Source organism: Scytonema sp. UIC 10036, assembly GCF_009725235.1.
The window spans coordinates 1-17,039 of record NZ_WJFC01000020.1 but is presented as its reverse complement, the minus strand read 5'-3'; the positions used below and the strand labels follow the sequence as shown (position 1 = coordinate 17,039).

Genomic DNA, 17,039 nt, shown 5'->3' with positions numbered 1-17,039 from the left:
AGTAAATTATGTTATGCATTACCTAGTTCCCTCGGTGTTCTACCTTCAGGCGTTGGTACATCAGCTAATTTGGCACTTAATACAGACATAGCTTCTATACCTTCTTCAACGGCAGCACGTTCTTCATCAGTTAAGGGAATTTCTTGCAACATTCTTTGAAGATTGGTTTTAGATTCTAGAATTTGTGCCTTACTGGAATTTTTAGGAACGTAGAAATTACATTTAGCGCAAGCCATGCGGTGTTGACAAGAGTCAAAGAAATCGTATGTGCAGTAGCCATGCCCTAAATCATAAAACATCCAAGGTTCACCATTGGCAGCTGCTCCACTTTTAACAGCATCTTGGTCAATTAAAACTTCAATAGTACGAATATTCCGTTTGAAGTATTCAGCATCTTGATATGATTTAGCTAATTTAGTTGGTGAAACCTTAGTGTAGTTGATTGTTGAATTAACATCCCTATGTCCTAGCCATTCTTTTAGTTCAAGCAAAGTCATAGGCTCTTTAGCATTAGCTAGCTGAGATGCAATTGTAGACCTAGCTCTGTGACTTGTAATATTACCTCTTGCATCTTTTTCAGGTACACCTGCTTTTCTACAAAGCATTGGAATAATAGACTTGTTTATATAAGTCTCTCCAATTTTTTTACCTCTATAAAAAAACAAATAATGAACAATACTACCATCTTTGGAATCTATAGTGGGAGGTTGGATGGGTCGAACTTTTTCCCACGTAACAACAGCCTCTCCTATAACCCGGTCAACAGGTTTTGTATAAGCAGTATTAGTTTTATTAACTGGAATATCTAAGTAACAAACAGCATCCTTAGAAACTACTTCATTTGTACTAGGAATAATTACATCATTTTTCTGCCAACGCACACACCCTACTCGTAAACGAGTTATTTCATTGCAACGTAAGCCCGCAAATAGCCATATAATCACTATGGCTTGAACCATTTCTAATGGATACCAGTGTGTACGATTTACTCCGTCTGCCATATAAATAGATGTTGGAAGGTCATCTTTAGTAAGATTAAGACCAGCCCATAATAATTTAGCCCAAATATCGTCAGCGATTACTCTTGGGTTTGGACCAATTAAAGCTCTAACTGAACGCGGTGTTGCTAAAGCTCTATCTGGATTAAATTTTCTTGATATCCACGCCCATTCTTGACAATCATTAAAGAATCTTCTTGCAGTAGAAAGCAGATGAGCTTTGGCAGCAGGAGTAAGAGGCTTTCCTAGCCTGTCTTTAAATTGTTTTGTATTGTCTATATAATCCCCTACGTTCATTCGATCTACCGCTGCTACAAACCCAATCGCTAAGTCACGAGTCCATTGTTGTGGACTGACTATTTGAGGATGTTTTTGAGCAAGCCAGCGACCAATTTTTAGTAGCAAATAATAAGCCTGTTGACGAGTTTTTGGATTTAAAGTAGAAGTGTCTTTCCAACGTTGACACCATTGTACCCACTCAGAGGCGACATCAGTAGTAGCATTATGATTTCCGAATTTTTCTCCCTCTTGTATATTTGGTTTAAGAGGTTTATCAATAAACCCTAATACTGTTAGAGCTTGAGATATTACTATTAAATCCCGTTTAATATATTCTGCTAAGTTTTTTTCGGCTCTTAATACTTCTAAGCACTCTGTTGTTAAATTTTCGAGATAGGGGCTTCTGTTTGCTAACATCAACGCCCCTATAGAATTATAAATTCTGCTATTTTTCCTAAACTCTCCATGTCCAATGTTAACATATGTTGTATGTACTAGTTCAACATATTGATCTATTAAAGAACTCCCAAACACGATTTGAGCGAATTTATAATGATAAGCTTTACGATAATCCATGAAAGCTTGAATGTTACAATTACATAGTAAGTAAGCAATGATGATTAAATCACGTCTACAGTTGCATCCTGTTTTATAAACTCTATTAAAATCTTCAACACCTTGACCAAGAATATCTTTCCATTCTTGTTCTGACCATGCCCAAAATGACGTTTCCTTTTTATCCATTTCTAGTAAAATCACTTTAATCGGGAGAGAAGTATATTTTTGGGGAGTTTTAATCATCTCTAAAACATCATAAATAGGATTAAGTAATTTCTCTAAAACTTTGTATGTTCTATAACAACGTTTACTTTTCACTTTTAAAATATTTTGAATGAGTTTTCTCTCATCAGGAGTAATATTCAAGTTGCGATTATATTTATTAACGTCTATAGGAAATTGCCATTTCTTATCTTGTAGAGATAAATTACTTGTTGTCTTTAGTTCTTTCATTTCAGTATTTCCGTTATCATTGCAATCCGCCAAGCATGAATACTGTTCATGCTTTGTTCAAACCTCTGGGCTAAGTCACGTCCACTTAAATGGATATAAATTTGAGTGGTTTCCATACTACGGTGTCCTGCCAACTTAGCTATTTCATGTAAATCCCATCCAGCACGAGCTAAATCTGTTAAACATAAATGCCTTGGTGTATGTGTAGTAAATTGCTGTATCTTTGCTCTGTCCGCAATCCCCTCTACTACTTTTGACCAAGTGGAAATAGAGATAGGTTTGCCTCTATTTCGTCTTGACTCTGAGAGAAATAATCCCCCTCGTTCCCTACTTAACTGACGACGGTATCTTAAGTAATTGCTATATAAAACTCCTGTCGCTTCTGAGTAAGGAACGATTCTTTCAAGTCGATTTTTCGTATTTTCTGCCCTAATGGTTATTAACCTAAAAGCCGGATCTATGTCACTTGTCGTTAATGCACATAACTCTTCTCGTCTGAGAGCTGCATCATATGACATCGCTAACATCACTTTATTTCTGAGTGACTCAGTAGCCGTAGCCTCCAAAATTGCAACCCAATGTTCGTTAGTCGGAATCCAAGGCAGCTTTTTATATCTAGGAATTAAGCTGCGCACGCGGTGCCCTCCAAAACCTTTTCCTGGTGTATACCGACCTCTGCCAACTGGGTTATCCTCACGAATACCTTCTTCAATTAAATGGTCATAAAACAGCCGCACTGCTGTAATTCGTAATTGCATGGTGGCATTCGCTAGACCAACTCCAGAATCTAGAGAAATCACATTGACTCCACTCGGATTAGGACGAAGAGTTAAATAGCGCACATAGGCAGCAATATGTTCTTTCTTCGCCGTTTCTGGTACTAGCCTTGAAATCGTGCAAAATAGAATGTAGTCTTCTAAACTTTTGCCATATGCTTCCACAGTGTTAGGCGCTAAACCCAAATCGAATTGAATCTGTAACCAACGTCGAGCTTGTGTAGATTCAGCCACAAGCGGGTATCGTTCCCATTTAATTTCCACCATGAGAACAGTGTACATGATGTAAACACCATGTGCCTCCTTGTTTTTGTTGTTGTTTACAAATGCTTATTCTCTATAACTTAGATGCTCAAGGTGCTTGTAATATCCTAAGAAAGGCAAAAATTGACACTTCAAAAATTACTTTTCGGGTGTGTCAAATTCTCAAGAAAATCAACATTTGGATAGGTAAAAAATTACCATCACGTAAAGGTACGGTAGCAGGCTTGTCTTGTTGCACGACTATAGGTCTCACTGAACCGGGACAGTAAACTAGAAACCCGCTGGCTAAGGTCAGAGAGTCGCCCCTCTGCCTCGCCTACAAAACCGTGCGTGAGATTTTCACCTCACACGGCTCCTCAATGATTTGGTCTTTGTCATAGACACCTCTCTCAGCTTTATCATCATTGGCTGTTTTTGTATCGTGGCAGTGTCGGTGGAGTAACTGAAAATTATCTTTTGTGTCTTTTCCGCCTTTTGAGCGTGGTTTTTTGTGGTCTATTTCTAGTAAATCTCCATCTTTAAAGTACAATCCGCAGTGGGCGCATATTCCTTTCTGTTTTTTCAAGAGCGTTGCCATTCTTGTTGCTGCTTCTGGATGCATTCCCATTCTGGTACTCCAATATATCCAATCTCCGTCATAAGGACTACGTTCTCCTTGCACTTTTACGTGTCTAACGATTGGTGTTTCCGAGTGCTTTTTGAGGCGTATCTTTCTATCCTTTTTCCTACTGGCAAAGACCCATCCTTCTCCCTGGTCTATTAGCCAGTAGCGTCTGGATATCCAATGCCCGTCTTTATTCGGATGACGGAATTTTGACCAAGCCCTTAGTTGCTGATAGATGAGTTCATCCATCCCTGAGAAGATTTCTTTACTCACCACTGTGCTGTAGTAGTTTGCCCAACCGCGTATAATCGGGTTCAATCTGCTGATTAACGCCTCTTGAGGCGCAGCTTTATGGGTTTTGATGACACTACGAAGTGACTCAGCATGTAACTTCAGCTTTTTATTACTTGGTTTGATGAGGGTTTTAAAGCCAAGTATGGTTCCATTGCATCTTCCGGATTGGTATTTGCCAACCGGGAATTGTCTGACCGTGAACCCTAGAAAATCAAACCCTGGTGGTTGTGAATCATACTTGTGGAGGGTATGGGCTAACCGGGTCTTACTTGACTTTAATTCCAACCCCATGCCTTTTAACCATTTGGTTATTACTTGCTGGCATTTTTGGACAACGTTTAGACTATCGTGTAAAATGACGAAGTCGTCGGCATACCGAATAAGAAACGCGGTTTTGGACACCTGTTTAATCCGGTTTTCCATCCCGTGGAGGGCAATGTTAGCTAATAGTGGAGAAATGACCCCACCCTGCGGAGTACCCTCAAATGTTTCGGAGAAAGCTCCATTATCCATCACTCCCGCTTTTAACCATGCTCGAATTTGTCGGCGGATGGTGGGGAATGTATTCAGTTTTTCCAGCAATGCCTTATGATTGATGCGGTCGAAAGTGGGTAGCTAGCTAGCGAGGTTTCCAATTATTGGCTCCTTTTCCAACTAGCCCCCGCCGAACCGTGCTTACGAGTTTCCAGGTACACGGCTCTCCAGTATTCCATTATCATGAGACTTGTTTACCTGCGGGGTTACCTGCGTGTATAGCATCATGGCATTGAGGGCAGACCATCAAAGTTTTTCTCCTACGTGCGGACATGATTTGCATCCATTGCGGTTTTTCTTTTCTACCTTTGGTTTTGAGGTCTTTGAGGGCGCGAATATGGTGAACTTCAATATCACCTCTTGCCCCACAAATCTCGCATTCATCAGCTTGAAGCCGTTTAATCAGTTCATTTCTGAACGCGGGCTTTCGCGCTCGTGGCAGGTCTTCTATGATTGTTTTTAGGTTGCGTTTTAGTGGTATACCACCGAAACGAGCCACTAAGGGTTTCTTGCCTTCTCTTGGGACGGTGATTTCGACACACTTTCTTAGACCGTGTGGCAGTTTTACCGTCTTGTGATACTTCGCGCAAATTTTAGCCACGCTAGTTTTGTGTTTACAAGCAAGAGTTTTCATCAACGAACTCCACATAACCCATTGGAGTTTTTGGAGCCACGCGATGTTTTGAGCAAGGCTGTAGAATTGTACGTACCCTCTATATTCTGATTGGTAAATGTTGATGATAGTGAAATCATCATCATTTATTAATTCAGGGCGGTGAATGGGTTTCCCATTTCTCATATAGAGAGAACATTTTTCTTCTACAAAGCTTGTGGGAATTCTTAGTCCAGTAATTCCATTAATTGAGCGCTTACCATTGGTATGCTTAGTGTCGGAATATTGAACTAGAATTTCGTAACCTAAGAAGTTCGCTGCTTCGTTTCTAGCATGAGTAATTAAGGTCTTTTCTTTAGATAATTCTAGCTGAAGATTTTCCGCTAGAAATGTCTTCAATTTTTCCTTGATTTCTTTTGCCTCTTGAAATGAACCAATGAATCCAAGTAGAAAATCATCAGCGTACCGCACATAATTTAGCCTTCTGTATTTAGGGTCACGAACATCTTTGGAAGGCATTTGCTGGTATTGAATTTCCAGTTGACGCGCTTTTTCAATTTGTCCCTTCTTCCTGTAATACCAGGCAAGTTTTACGAGTTTTGAGTATTCCGGATTTTCTGCCCTTGCTTTACCTCTTGTATACTCTGGGATAAGTGTCCGTTCGATAAATTTATCGAATTTATCAAGATAGATATTGGCGAGTATGGGTGATACTATCGCGCCTTGCGGTGTTCCGCTGAGGGTGGAGTGATATCTCCATTGCTCACAATAACCTGCCTTGAGTAAGTTTTCAATCAATCTCAGGAAGCGGTTATCTTGGATTTTCTCGCACAGAATTGACATTAAGATTTTATGGTCTATGTTGTCAAAACAGCCTTTGATATCTCCTTCAATAAACCACTTGGTTCCTTGCCAAGTGCGGTCTATTACTGTTAGCGCCGTATGGCATCCGCGTTTTGGTCTGAAACCATGACTGTTGTCGGAAAATTGGGGTTCATAATACGCTTCTAATATTAAACGTACTACTTCTTGAACCAATTTGTCTTTCCAAGTAGGAATACCTAGTGGTCGAGTTTTCCCATTTTTCTTGGGAATATTAATTCGCCTCACTGGTGTCCATCGAAAGCGTTCATATCGAATCTCTTCGATAAGAGTTTCAATCTTTTTCATGGACATTCCGTCAGCAGTTTCCTGAGTTATCCCAGGCGTCATTGCTCCAGCATTTTTATAAATGCGGCTATACGCTAAAAGGTACAAGTCGGGATTGAACAACTGTCTGTAGACATCATCCAGTGGTAAACCCCGGTACCCCCTGTCTCGGATTACATTTAACACCGTTTCGGCGTTTCGCATCTCGCGTACCTCTCGGTAACAATGTAAGAAATACCTGTTCCCCTTTGCCATGTGGACGGCTTTCCCGCCCTCGGACTACTATGGGAACTCTGTAGTCATAGGACTCGCGTCCCATAGACCATCCCGCGCTTCATCAACTCGGTACGTATCAGTGTGATTTAGGTGTCCCACTCATTCGTTAAGCCATCTCATCGGTGGCTGACTTCGTTTAAAGAAGTTGTGTGGTTCAAATGCTTAAAACTACACACAAACGATTATTCCTTTTAGGCGTTGTAGGAATAGGTAATCGAGTATACCGTCAGAATTGGGCTTCAGATAGTTTAATCTTCACCTTGTCACACAAGTCTTGCCGAACAATGGTTTTAACGCCTTCTCTCCATTTCCGGCTTTACCAACATGCTGTTGTCCCTTTTGTCTTTCGACTCCAGGTAAGTTGGTTGACTTAGAGACATTCTTCTTAGTCTCTCCCAACTTGGTTGGGAATACCGCGTTAATCGTCGCGGCGCACGCACTTGGAAATGTCGGCATCTAACACGTATCTGGATTTTTGTGCGATTACCGTGAATATTGCTCCAATCGCATCGTGGCATGAGCGTCCTGGTCGGAACCCGTAAGAATTGGGTTCAAATATTGCCTCCCATTGCGGCTCCAAGGCTAGTTTTACCAGAGCTTGGGTTGCTCTGTCATACATTGTGGGAATTCCTAAGGGGCGTTTTTCTTCTGAACCTGGCTTGGGAATCCACACCCGGCGAGTTGGTTTTGCCCTTCGGTTTAATCTCAGTTTGGACATCAGTTCTATCCGTTGTTGAGGAGTTAATTTCTTAACTCCATCTACCCCGGCAGTTGCTTTACCCTGGTTATCCTGAGTTACCCTGCGTACCGCTAGCATCTTGGCTGACCAAGACCGCATCAGTGTTTTTTGGAGTTTGCGAACTGCTTTAACATCTCCACGCTGAGAAGCTCTGTAGATTCGCTTTTGCAACTTAAATACTACCCGTTCTAGCTTGCGCCAGTTCGTGTTCTTCCATTCCACCATCGGCTCTGGTTTAGGCAAGGGCTTATCCTGGTGCCGTGTATTAGACATATCCATTGCTACTTGTAACTCTACATTCCAAATCACCGTGAGTTCGTCAGCATATCCCTGTCATTACAACCGGGCATTCGCTTATAACTCAATCCCACTCTTCCATTCGCTTACGGCTAGCTACCTGCTCTGTATCGACCATCAGAGAGCATAATGGAGAGTTACTTCGTTCCGAACAACCATTGTTTCTAACCTTTAGGTTGATGCTGTCCACCGGGTTTAATGGGAAGTGCTTATTAGTCGGTGGATGAACCGCTAACTCCCTATCCTTTGCCTTTTGGCTCCAGCCTTTCAGCCTTTTGGCTGGTTCGCATTCACGATGGTTCAGGCGCATCTTCAAGCCAAGCTTTAACCATAGGTTCTTGCTAGACGGGTTACCGGATTAGGCTTCCAGTTACCGCCGTGTTACCCCGTTTCAGTGGTCACTTGAGGTTGCTATTCCCAAGTGTGGGGGGCATGCTGTCACCGCTGCACTTGCGGGAGAGGACTGGACTTTCTAGGTTACTCATCTTCACCTCTATGGTTGCTCAGTTGTCAAGGTTCGGTTGGGATTTATCCCTTCTTTTGAACCAGGCGGTCATCCCTGAGTATTTCTGCTCATTTCGACCAACGAATCACAGCATCCGCCATGCGGTGGGGTGGTTCATAGTATTAGATTATTTATTCAATGCATTAAGAAACCCTGTTTCTTTAACAAATCGTTCTTTTTGCTACAAATAGTTTATGATTGTCATAGTACAAATTTATGATACAATATTATATGAAAAAATACCAGATTTTTATCTATGATTACTGGTCAAAATTTTCAAGTGATTAAAAATGCTGTTTCATCGAATGAAGTAGGAGAATTAGTAATAGGAGAAGCTACTAAAGGAAAAGTCTATCGAGTCCTAATCAATGATGCAGGGCAAATTTTGCTAGATCCCATAGATTTAGAAAGTATTCCCGAAAATCAGCGATGGCTGTGGCAAAATCCAGAAGCGATGGCTATGGTACAACGGGGTTTGCAACAAGCAGCCTCTGGAGAAGTTCATGACTTGGGTTCTTTTGCTCAGTATGCAGACTTGGAGATTGATGATTAAATGCAATTCAGGCTGCAATATTCAACTGAAGCTAGGGATACTTTAGCCAATTTGGAGCAAACAGACTCCAAAAAATATCGAAAAGTATTAAAAACCCTGGCGCTGATGGAAACTAATCTTCGTCATCCTGGTTTGCAAACTCACAAATTTAATGGTTTAACTGGACCTAATGGTGAAGAAGTATTTGAAGCATATGTAGAAAATAAAACATCAGCCGCATTTCGAGTGTTTTGGTACTACGGTTTAGGTCAAGGAGTGATAACAATATTGGCAATTACTCCTCATCCTTAGGTTTAGGTGCATTTCGCTGCAATGCTTCAGCCGCTACGATATACGTTGGCATCTAGATAGAGGTGAAGCCCTCCATACTTTAACTGGGCATAAAGTTATGGAACCGCAGATGAACGCGGATAAAACTATACTTTAAAGTGGATCGAGCAACTGTTCAGCGAAGCTTACCAAGATACCCGACCCGGTTTGATTTTTGGGCGTTGCATAATAGAGGGAGGATTTGAGGTGTTCTACTATGCAATGTCCATACTGCGAGTCTACGGAGATTCTGAAAAACGGCAAGCGAAGAGGTAAACAAAACCACAAGTGTACTAATTGTGGTCGTCAATTTATAGATGTTTACAGTCCGCCGAGAGGGTACTCAGATGAAGTAAAAAAAGAATGTTTAAGATTATACGTAAATGGCATGGGATTCCGAGCTATCGAGCGAGACAAAGGGGTTCATCATACGACCATAATTAACTGGGTTAAACAAGTTGGCTCGCAACTTCCAGACGCACCGGAATTTCAAGAGATACCAGAAGTTGGTGAATTAGATGAGCTAGAAACCTTTGTAGGGTCAAAAAAAACAAAGTTTGGTTATGGACAGCGGTAAATCATTTTCGCCCAGGAATTTTAGCTTGGACTCTTGGCGATCGCAGTAGTGAAACGTTTAAATTTTTGTGGAACATTGTTTCTTGTTGGGAATGTTATTTTTACGTAACAGATGGTTGGGTAGTTTACCCTTGTTTTATTGATCCAGGCGACCATATTGTTAGTAAAACCTATATGACTAGGGTTGAAGGCGAAAATACTCGCCTACGTCATTATCTGGCAAGATTACGGCGAAAAACACTATGTTATTCAAAATCCGTGGATATGCTTAAACACTCAATTAGATTACTACTTCATTACTTAAAGTATAGAGAATTACCCGTATTTACCTAATCATCCCGCATTTATGCAACGCCGATTTTTGGATGCTATTGCTAACACCACTGGAACAGCTCTGGACTCTTCTGTGTACGCCCGACGATTCCCATCAATCGGTTCTGACAATTGAAGAGCGCTCGCACCGGAGACTACAACTCGAAAACCGATGTTGTCGTTCACGTTGTCCGGGTCGTTGTAGTTACGATACGCCGAACGGCAATTCCTCGGATTGTTGTTCCACGAACCGCCACGCAGCATCCGGAAGTGTCTGTCCCATCTTCACCCTCTTGTATAGACAAGAGATGTGAATATCTTTTGACGCAACTGCCAAGTGTCTCCGTGCTTCAAGTGGGCTATCCAACTTTTTACAGAGCGAGTTACGTCTTTAAATGCTATTCTACCTTGACTGTAGTCTTTTTGCATCTGTCTCAATCGCCGCCTTCCTCGTCTCAGGTTTTCGTTTCTCACGCGGATTCGATCTGGTAAAATCCGAAACCCTAGAAAATTTGCACCGTGTTGAGTTTTAAAGAGTTGGCTTTTGTCCGGATGGAGTTTTAATCTGAGGTTGGCTAAGTAATCTGCCATCGCCTGTTGTGCTTCTGCCAAAAATTCTCTATCATCGGCGAATAATGCAAAATCATCTACATAGCGGAGGTATTTTTTACATTTGAGTTCTTCTTTAACAAAGTGGTCGAAGCCATTAAGATAAACATTAGCGAACAATTGACTGGTAAGGTTACCAATAGGTAGCCCTCGCCGTCGCTGTAAGGGTGATAGTAAATCATCTCCTGGAAAATGTTCAACTACAGGTTCTTGCGGGTTGCTATTATCAATAATTGTTTCTATTAACCAAATAGTGTCTTGACATTTGATTTTGCGATGTAGGAGTGTTTTAAGAATAGCGTGGTCAATACTGGGAAAATATTTTTTAATATCGCATTGCAAAATGTAGCGACTGGAACGAGCAAAGGTAGTAAAGCGACGCAAAGCACGATGAGTTCCAAATCCCCAACGATTGGCATAGGAATCATCAATAAACGTTTTTTCAAAAATAGGTGTTATGATGTTGCAAATAGCATGATGTATAACTCTGTCTCGGTAAGGTGCGGCAGAAATCAAACGCGGTCTTGGTTCAAAAATCTTAAAGGTTTTGTAACTTCCTGGTTTATAGGTTTTTGACTCTAATTGGCTTTTGATATTTGTCAGTTCTACTTCCAGGTTATAGTTAAAATCCAAAACATTATCTCGAAATCGCTTTCCTCGTTGTGCCTTTTTTATGGCTTCAATTAAGTTAGCAACATCTGTGATTTGAGGATAAAGGTTACCGTATCTTTTCATTGGTCATTTGTCATTGGTCATTTGTCATTTGTCATTGGTCATTGGTAAGAGTTGCGATCGCCGACTGACTGAGTTTGGAAACCCAGCTTCTTAAACAACCTGGGTTTCTAGGTGTATTGATTATTCCCTTTTTGTCGTTGCTGTCTAATCCAACCACCTAATTCCTTACCAATCTCATTGATGCGTTGTCCAATGTATTCATATCGTCGTTCATCAAATTGTTTAAAATCGAATAGCAGCCGTGTCTGATGGCGAAGAACATCTAATTTTACGTTCAAGAGTTCCAATTTAGCTAATTTTTCTGGATGGTTTCGTGCCTCGATTAAACCTTCTAGGAACTCGTAGAGTCCACTTATCATCCGATCGCCTATGCTAAATTTGTGTTTTCGGGGTAAGTTATCCAAGATGGGTATATACCATCTGATGAAATCGTAGGTTGTTTGAATAATTGGCAAGTTTTGCATTTTTGGGAAAATCTTTTTTTTGTTACAAGTGCCAACTTATGACCCGGTCTACTACCTAACCCCTCGTCATGGATAACGAGGGGTTAGGTGGAGAAGTTCTATTCTAAGTAGTTGACACAGATTGAAAATAACTGGAGATGGGCAAGACGCTCATCCACAGATAAATATTATGCCACTTTCTTAAAAATTTTTCAATCTTTGATGCAGAGCCTGTGAAGAGTAGTCGCAATACTTGTCAGACAGGTAAACAATGAAATTACGTAGGTTGGGTTGAGGAACGAAACCCAACATTTACAAGCATTTGTTGGGTTTCACACTCAGCCCTTGCAGTATTAAGAGTAGTCTGAATTCTGGGGCTATACAAACCAAGAGGGCGCTACGCAGCTTCAATTAAGTCCTTCCCTTGCGGACGAGCGGTTGTAAAGCGGCGCTTTCCAAGCGCAAGCATATTTTTTCCAAATTGAGTGCTACCTTTGAGGAGAGATGTCATACCCTATTAAACAGCTGTATCCTTCAAGAAGTTGGGGATATGAGTAAACTTACCGCTCGTAACCTCTTGACAAATCTTGCCCCTTTTTAGATAATATATTTAGTCGTGCTCTATGTTAAAAAAAATCGAGCTGCCGCAGGCAGCAAAAAAAAAGCGCAAAGCGCAATAGAGAAAAGTGTAAAGAATAATTAAGTCCTCGCACCGGAGACTAAAACTCGACAACCGATGCAGTCGTCCACGTCGCCTGGGTCGCCGTAGTCACGATACGCCGAACGGCAATGCCCCGGATTGCCGTTCCACGAACCGCTACGCAGCATCCTATTTTGATTATCATTCTTTGTATTTATCCAAGCAGAGCCGTCAACAGGAGTAGCTTCATAAGTATCATTCCAATTGTCATAACACCACTCCCGGACGTTACCGTGCATATCAAACAAGCCAAATAAGTTAGCTACTTCAAACCTACCCACTGGCGTTGTTTTCTGGCGATACTCCCCTTCCAATCCAGAACCATAAGTGTAGTTGCCGTCATAGTTCGCTAACTCTGTCGTAATAGTTTCGCCAAAGTGGAACGGTGTCGTCGTGCTAGCACGGCAAGCATACTCCCATTCTGCTTCGCTGGGAAGTCGATAGTTTTTTCCTGTCTTATCTGATAGTCTAACACAAAATTCTACCGCTTCATCCCAAGAGACAGATTCTACTGGTAGATCGTCCCCTTTAAATCTTGATGGGTCGGGGTTGAGTTCGCGGTTGATTTGGGGAAGATTCGCCACAGCACGCCATTGGGCTTGAGTGACAGGGTATTTACCCATAAAAAAAGGTTTAACAGTGACCTCATGCTGGGGTCGTTCGTCGCTATAACTTTCCTCTTCGCTTTCCGGTGAACCCATGAGGAATTTCCCACCAGGAATGGCGACCATTTCTAGAGTGACGGCGTTACCAAGGTCTTCTGTGAAGAATTTTGCTTGATGGGAGGTACGATTGATGGTAATTTGGGTTTCACTTCCTTTTGATTTATCTACCTGAACTGTCGCCACATCAAATGTAAAAGGTTTGAGGAGCACCTTTTTACCGTTGATTTCTGCTTCATCAGTTTGCTCCCACTGTTCCTCTAACTCTTGTGCAAAGGAAGCATAATCTCCTCCCAAGCGTCGTAACACCTTTGCTGTAACCAATGCGAAGGGTTTTGTACTAAATCCATCTATTTCCGCGACTTGTGGTTTTCTCAACAGGGCGTAAAACTCTCTCACAGTTTTCCCCAAGCGATCGGCGAAATGTTTAGAAATCGCATTCAGCACCTCTAAAGAATCTGTTTCGGGAGCTGCATCCAAGAAAATATCGCGTATTGTCCTCTTATCACCTACCTTATCGTCGCTTGTTTCCTTATGAATGAAAGCGAACTGTATCTCATCGGGATTTGTTTCTGGTGTAATGTCACCCAAAGGTTTTATAATTCCACCAAGAAAAACTTCCGCCACATGGACTTGTTGCAATTCTTTAAGCATGGCTTCCCGAATTACACGGACGATGGGTAAGGTAATGATGGGCGCAGCAGACAGCAAACTGGCTAACTTCCGCGCCATTGGAGAAGCAGTCAAACGGAAGCTATGGACTCGTTCTTCATTACTATCGTCCGTTTCTGTTTCTAAATCTTCAAATGGCTGAAACTCTGATGGAAAGACAAATCCTGTCGCTCTAGCGTAACTTTTTCCTGCTACCATCTCACTCCAAGTCGCCGCCATTTCCGGTTCTAAGGTCAACACCGGAACTTTGATTCCTGTCGCAAAGTTAATGTCATCCCAGAGTAAAATCTCTTTGATGAGTAAGTTTTGATTTGGGACTCCTGGGGTTGAACTTCCTAGTTGTACCATTGCTCCCAAACTCAGCCCCGTTCTCAACCACAACCATTCTGGTAACATCTGTACAATGGCGACAGGGTTTTGCTTAACCCACGTTTTGAGAACTGATATGGCTTTTCCATCATGCCAGATTGGGGAGATACAATCACTAACGACTAAAATAAGACGCTGACCACTGGGGTCAATAAGTTCGCGGGGATCGTAAAAACGGCGATGAGGTACTTGTTTGTCTATTCCCCGTTGGCGATCGCTGACTTTTTTACCTATTCCCCGTTGCAGAACAACCTTTCCTTTTGAATTTGTGACTAATCTCCAAGTTCGCACATCCCGAAACGCCCCACAGTATTCCAAAAGTTTTTGCAACTCTTGAACTGTTTTTCTCCAGAAAATCATGGACTTGCTTTCATCAACCACTAGGGCTAAATCAAACCAAGGTTCCAAGGCTGGTTTGAGGACGGGAATGCAAATGCGATTTTCCGCAGTGCGATGGGCGGTGGCTTGTTCGTCGATGACTGTCTTTGTCCCAGAGGAAATCTTTTGCATTAGGGGGCGTAACGCCCTAGCAAGTTTGAGAGATTGAGGTAACGATGATGCGTCTGGTACTTTGATGGGTAGGGTGTCACCTTTGCGGTTAGTTTGGCGGTTAGTTTCAGCATAAACTTCTGCTGTGGGTTCTGTTTTAGAAGAAGAGGCGGTTGGGGAGGGAGAAGCCGCAGGGGTGGATGGTTTTTCTCTGTTTTTTGATTTTGAATCAGAGCCCACAACAGAAGCTTCTTCACCATCGCCTTTGTATTTCAAAGCCAGCCAAAGAATATCCGCAACTTCTGTGGTGGTGATATCAAGGTTTTTGCCTAGGGCTGCTATAAGTTTATCAATTTGTGGTGAGGCTTCATCTGTCATGGTATCTTCCCTTTAAAAATCCACAGACCCAGTTTCTCCAGCAGTCAATCCTACTAACAACTAACCACTAACAACTAACAGTCCCAATCATTCATCTGTATTTGACAAACTCTTCAATAATAATGCTTTTATGGCATCTCTATCTGTAGCTTGAGGACTGACATGATTTGCCAGTAAATAAATGGCATTCAATAACTGATCCGTAGCGCGATCGCCTCCGTCACGAAATTCTTTCACAAGTTTGTCAATTTCGGATGAAGCTTTTTTAAAATTGTCTTCGCCAAAGTGAGCTTTCACAATAGTTTTGAGGGCTTCTTCATTAGGGTCTGGCATTTTTACCCGCAGACACCTCCGCAAAAATGCTGGAGGAAATTCCCGTTCTCCATTACTGGTCATAATAACAATCGGAAATGCGGAACACTGTACCCGTCCTTCATAAATAGAAGCTTTTATCCCTGCGTCTTGCGTGCGAACTTTGACTGGATGAGCTATACTGCAATTCTCTTTCTCATCTGAATCTTCAACCTGACGAACGAGTTCGGGAATTTCAAACATTCCCTCTTCAAAAAGATGCAAGAGATCGTTAGGCAAATTAATGTCACTTTTATCAATTTCGTCTATTAACAGAACTCTGGGAAAGCGGGAAGGTAAAAAAGCTGTCCCTACCGAACCCAATTGAATATAATTACCAATATTTTTTTCTTGTTTTTCTTGGTTTTGTTCTTTCGTTAGCTGTGCATCCTGTAGTCGTGCAATGGCATCATAACGATAGAGTCCATCTTGTAAAGTAGACCGGGCTGTAATTGACCAAGTGAGAACAGGACCTAGTTTGAGTTCGTGAGCGATCGCATAAGCTAAAGAAGTTTTTCCCGTCCCTGGATTTCCAGTCACCAACAGAGGTCTGCGTAAGTATAACGCTGCATTCACCCCATTGACAACATCTTTCCATTCCTCAGTTGGTTCTTCTGTCCCATCTTTTTTAGTAGCTGTATAAATACGGAAATTTTCTCCTTTTTTTCTACCTCGTTCATTTTCCGGCGAGTTAGCTAATGCTCGAATTGTCTCCCAATGTGCATCAATTTCTTCCTCATCCACCATTTCAAGATTCCGAAATGTGCGCCAAGGTGGAGGTGCGGGAAGTTTTTCAATACTTACATCAGGATGTGAGTTCCCATCACCATAAAAATAGCGCCATTCTTCCGTCGTATTTGCCTTAGTTTGCTTAGCTCTTGCCATTGGTTTTCAAATTTTATTTATTTAGATTTTGAGTTGCTTAAGTTTTTGGATTTTTTCAGGATCGTCACACCAAAATCCTAAATAACATCCTAAAGGCTTACTTCTTCCTGTTTCACGATAAGCTTCTCTACGAAGATGACAAATTTCTTCAACTAATCTTTGTAGATTATTCTCTAAATGAGCTAATGTTAAGTAACAATCAATTTGCTCTAACTTTCGAGAGCGAGAAGGTTGACATTTTATCCAGAAAGCAAATGGTATTCCTCCTCTTAGCACTGTTAGAACAAAATTTTCTTTTTCCGTGTTGCTGTCTATAGGTTTAGTAAATTTTATACCTATCTTCTTTTTTAGTTTTTTCGTTAAGTCCTTCCAATCAATATTTTTATTTTTACGTACTGTTTCAATACTTTCATAAATAATCTCTTGTATAGGTTGTCTAGCTAAAATATCCTTAAACATTGTCCAACCTTCTCTTAAGTTTTTGTAATTATTTTGTCCTGTGATGCGATCAATTGAATGTAAAATTACCTTAAAATCTTGTAAAAGTGCAACAGGCTCGTTGATATCATCTGTAATATTCCAATCATCTATATTCTCATACAGATGTTGATAGGGCAAGTATATTTCTGTAATAAAATCATCAGCAGAATATTTTTC

Annotated in this window: 14 protein-coding genes and 1 pseudogene; 4 read left to right on the top strand and 11 right to left on the bottom strand. The window is 41.4% G+C overall.

Annotated features, from left to right (window positions below; translation table 11 throughout):
* Nucleotides 1-11: 11 nt before the first annotated feature.
* On the bottom strand, nt 12-2,288 hold the full coding sequence (locus tag F7734_RS11810) for a tyrosine-type recombinase/integrase (RefSeq protein ID WP_155744835.1): 2,277 nt from the start codon (nt 2,286-2,288) through the stop codon (nt 12-14).
* On the bottom strand, nt 2,285-3,346 hold the full coding sequence (locus F7734_RS11805; protein WP_155744834.1) for a tyrosine-type recombinase/integrase: 1,062 nt from the start codon (nt 3,344-3,346) through the stop codon (nt 2,285-2,287). The genes F7734_RS11810 and F7734_RS11805 overlap by 4 nt, the downstream gene beginning before the upstream one ends.
* A gap of 44 nt (nt 3,347-3,390) precedes the next feature.
* Here F7734_RS11805 and F7734_RS11800 point away from each other — a divergent pair, with 44 nt between their 5' ends.
* Nucleotides 3,391-3,597, top strand: a complete 207-nt coding sequence (locus F7734_RS11800; protein ID WP_243146828.1) for a hypothetical protein — start codon at nt 3,391-3,393, stop codon at nt 3,595-3,597.
* Nucleotides 3,598-3,644: 47 nt separating this feature from the next.
* On the opposite strand, the gene F7734_RS66060 is transcribed toward F7734_RS11800, so the two are convergent.
* From F7734_RS66060 to F7734_RS11785, 3 genes are all read right to left on the bottom strand, one after another.
* Nucleotides 3,645-4,823, bottom strand: a complete 1,179-nt coding sequence (locus F7734_RS66060; RefSeq protein WP_166481865.1) for a reverse transcriptase domain-containing protein — start codon at nt 4,821-4,823, stop codon at nt 3,645-3,647.
* Between the two features lie 118 nt (nt 4,824-4,941).
* Complete coding sequence (locus F7734_RS11790; RefSeq protein WP_166481678.1) at nt 4,942-6,726, bottom strand: reverse transcriptase/maturase family protein; 1,785 nt, start codon at nt 6,724-6,726, stop codon at nt 4,942-4,944.
* 490 nt (nt 6,727-7,216) lie between these two features.
* Complete coding sequence (locus F7734_RS11785) at nt 7,217-7,810, bottom strand: reverse transcriptase N-terminal domain-containing protein (RefSeq protein ID WP_207714077.1); 594 nt, start codon at nt 7,808-7,810, stop codon at nt 7,217-7,219.
* A 785-nt stretch (nt 7,811-8,595) separates the two neighbouring features.
* Here F7734_RS11785 and F7734_RS11780 point away from each other — a divergent pair.
* The 3 genes from F7734_RS11780 (at nt 8,596) to F7734_RS11770 (ending at nt 10,110) form a co-directional block, all read left to right on the top strand.
* Nucleotides 8,596-8,892, top strand: a complete 297-nt coding sequence (locus F7734_RS11780) for a hypothetical protein (RefSeq protein WP_155744832.1) — start codon at nt 8,596-8,598, stop codon at nt 8,890-8,892.
* The gene (locus F7734_RS11775) at nt 8,893-9,183 is read left to right on the top strand and encodes a hypothetical protein (protein ID WP_155744831.1); all 291 of its coding nucleotides are present in this window, start codon (nt 8,893-8,895) and stop codon (nt 9,181-9,183) included.
* A 235-nt stretch (nt 9,184-9,418) separates the two neighbouring features.
* Nucleotides 9,419-10,110 (top strand): IS1 family transposase gene (locus F7734_RS11770; protein ID WP_155744830.1). Its coding sequence is split into 2 segments (ribosomal slippage): nt 9,419-9,754 and nt 9,757-10,110, totalling 690 coding nucleotides; the frame shifts between segments, so codons are not numbered across the junction.
* Here F7734_RS11770 and F7734_RS11765 read toward each other — a convergent pair.
* From F7734_RS11765 to F7734_RS60660, 6 genes and pseudogenes are all read right to left on the bottom strand, one after another.
* Nucleotides 10,111-10,356, bottom strand: a pseudogene (locus F7734_RS11765) (SUMF1/EgtB/PvdO family nonheme iron enzyme); the annotation flags it as partial.
* 18 nt (nt 10,357-10,374) lie between these two features.
* On the bottom strand, nt 10,375-11,433 hold the full coding sequence (locus F7734_RS11760) for an RNA-directed DNA polymerase (protein WP_155744828.1): 1,059 nt from the start codon (nt 11,431-11,433) through the stop codon (nt 10,375-10,377).
* Nucleotides 11,434-11,540: 107 nt separating this feature from the next.
* Nucleotides 11,541-11,897 (bottom strand): diversity-generating retroelement protein Avd, encoded by a 357-nt coding sequence (gene avd, locus F7734_RS11755; protein WP_155744827.1) that lies wholly within the window; start codon nt 11,895-11,897, stop codon nt 11,541-11,543.
* Between the two features lie 678 nt (nt 11,898-12,575).
* On the bottom strand, nt 12,576-15,146 hold the full coding sequence (locus tag F7734_RS63365) for a formylglycine-generating enzyme family protein (protein WP_155744826.1): 2,571 nt from the start codon (nt 15,144-15,146) through the stop codon (nt 12,576-12,578).
* An 87-nt stretch (nt 15,147-15,233) separates the two neighbouring features.
* Nucleotides 15,234-16,382: a MoxR family ATPase gene (locus tag F7734_RS11745; protein ID WP_155744825.1), complete on the bottom strand. Its 1,149-nt coding sequence runs from the start codon at nt 16,380-16,382 to the stop codon at nt 15,234-15,236.
* A gap of 21 nt (nt 16,383-16,403) precedes the next feature.
* The coding region (locus tag F7734_RS60660) for a hypothetical protein (RefSeq protein ID WP_166481859.1) at nt 16,404-17,039 on the bottom strand (636 nt) is incomplete at its 5' end.

Coding starts and splice junctions, on each gene's coding strand:
- F7734_RS11810 (WP_155744835.1), bottom strand. CDS start 2,288: ATGAAAGAACTAAAGACAACAAGTAATTTATCTCTACAAGATAAGAAA.
- F7734_RS11805 (WP_155744834.1), bottom strand. CDS start 3,346: ATGTACACTGTTCTCATGGTGGAAATTAAATGGGAACGATACCCGCTT.
- F7734_RS11800 (WP_243146828.1), top strand. CDS start 3,391: ATGCTTATTCTCTATAACTTAGATGCTCAAGGTGCTTGTAATATCCTA.
- F7734_RS11790 (WP_166481678.1), bottom strand. CDS start 6,726: ATGCGAAACGCCGAAACGGTGTTAAATGTAATCCGAGACAGGGGGTAC.
- F7734_RS11785 (WP_207714077.1), bottom strand. CDS start 7,810: ATGTCTAATACACGGCACCAGGATAAGCCCTTGCCTAAACCAGAGCCG.
- F7734_RS11780 (WP_155744832.1), top strand. CDS start 8,596: ATGATTACTGGTCAAAATTTTCAAGTGATTAAAAATGCTGTTTCATCG.
- F7734_RS11775 (WP_155744831.1), top strand. CDS start 8,893: ATGCAATTCAGGCTGCAATATTCAACTGAAGCTAGGGATACTTTAGCC.
- F7734_RS11760 (WP_155744828.1), bottom strand. CDS start 11,433: ATGAAAAGATACGGTAACCTTTATCCTCAAATCACAGATGTTGCTAAC.
- avd (WP_155744827.1), bottom strand. CDS start 11,897: ATGCAAAACTTGCCAATTATTCAAACAACCTACGATTTCATCAGATGG.
- F7734_RS63365 (WP_155744826.1), bottom strand. CDS start 15,146: ATGACAGATGAAGCCTCACCACAAATTGATAAACTTATAGCAGCCCTA.
- F7734_RS11745 (WP_155744825.1), bottom strand. CDS start 16,382: ATGGCAAGAGCTAAGCAAACTAAGGCAAATACGACGGAAGAATGGCGC.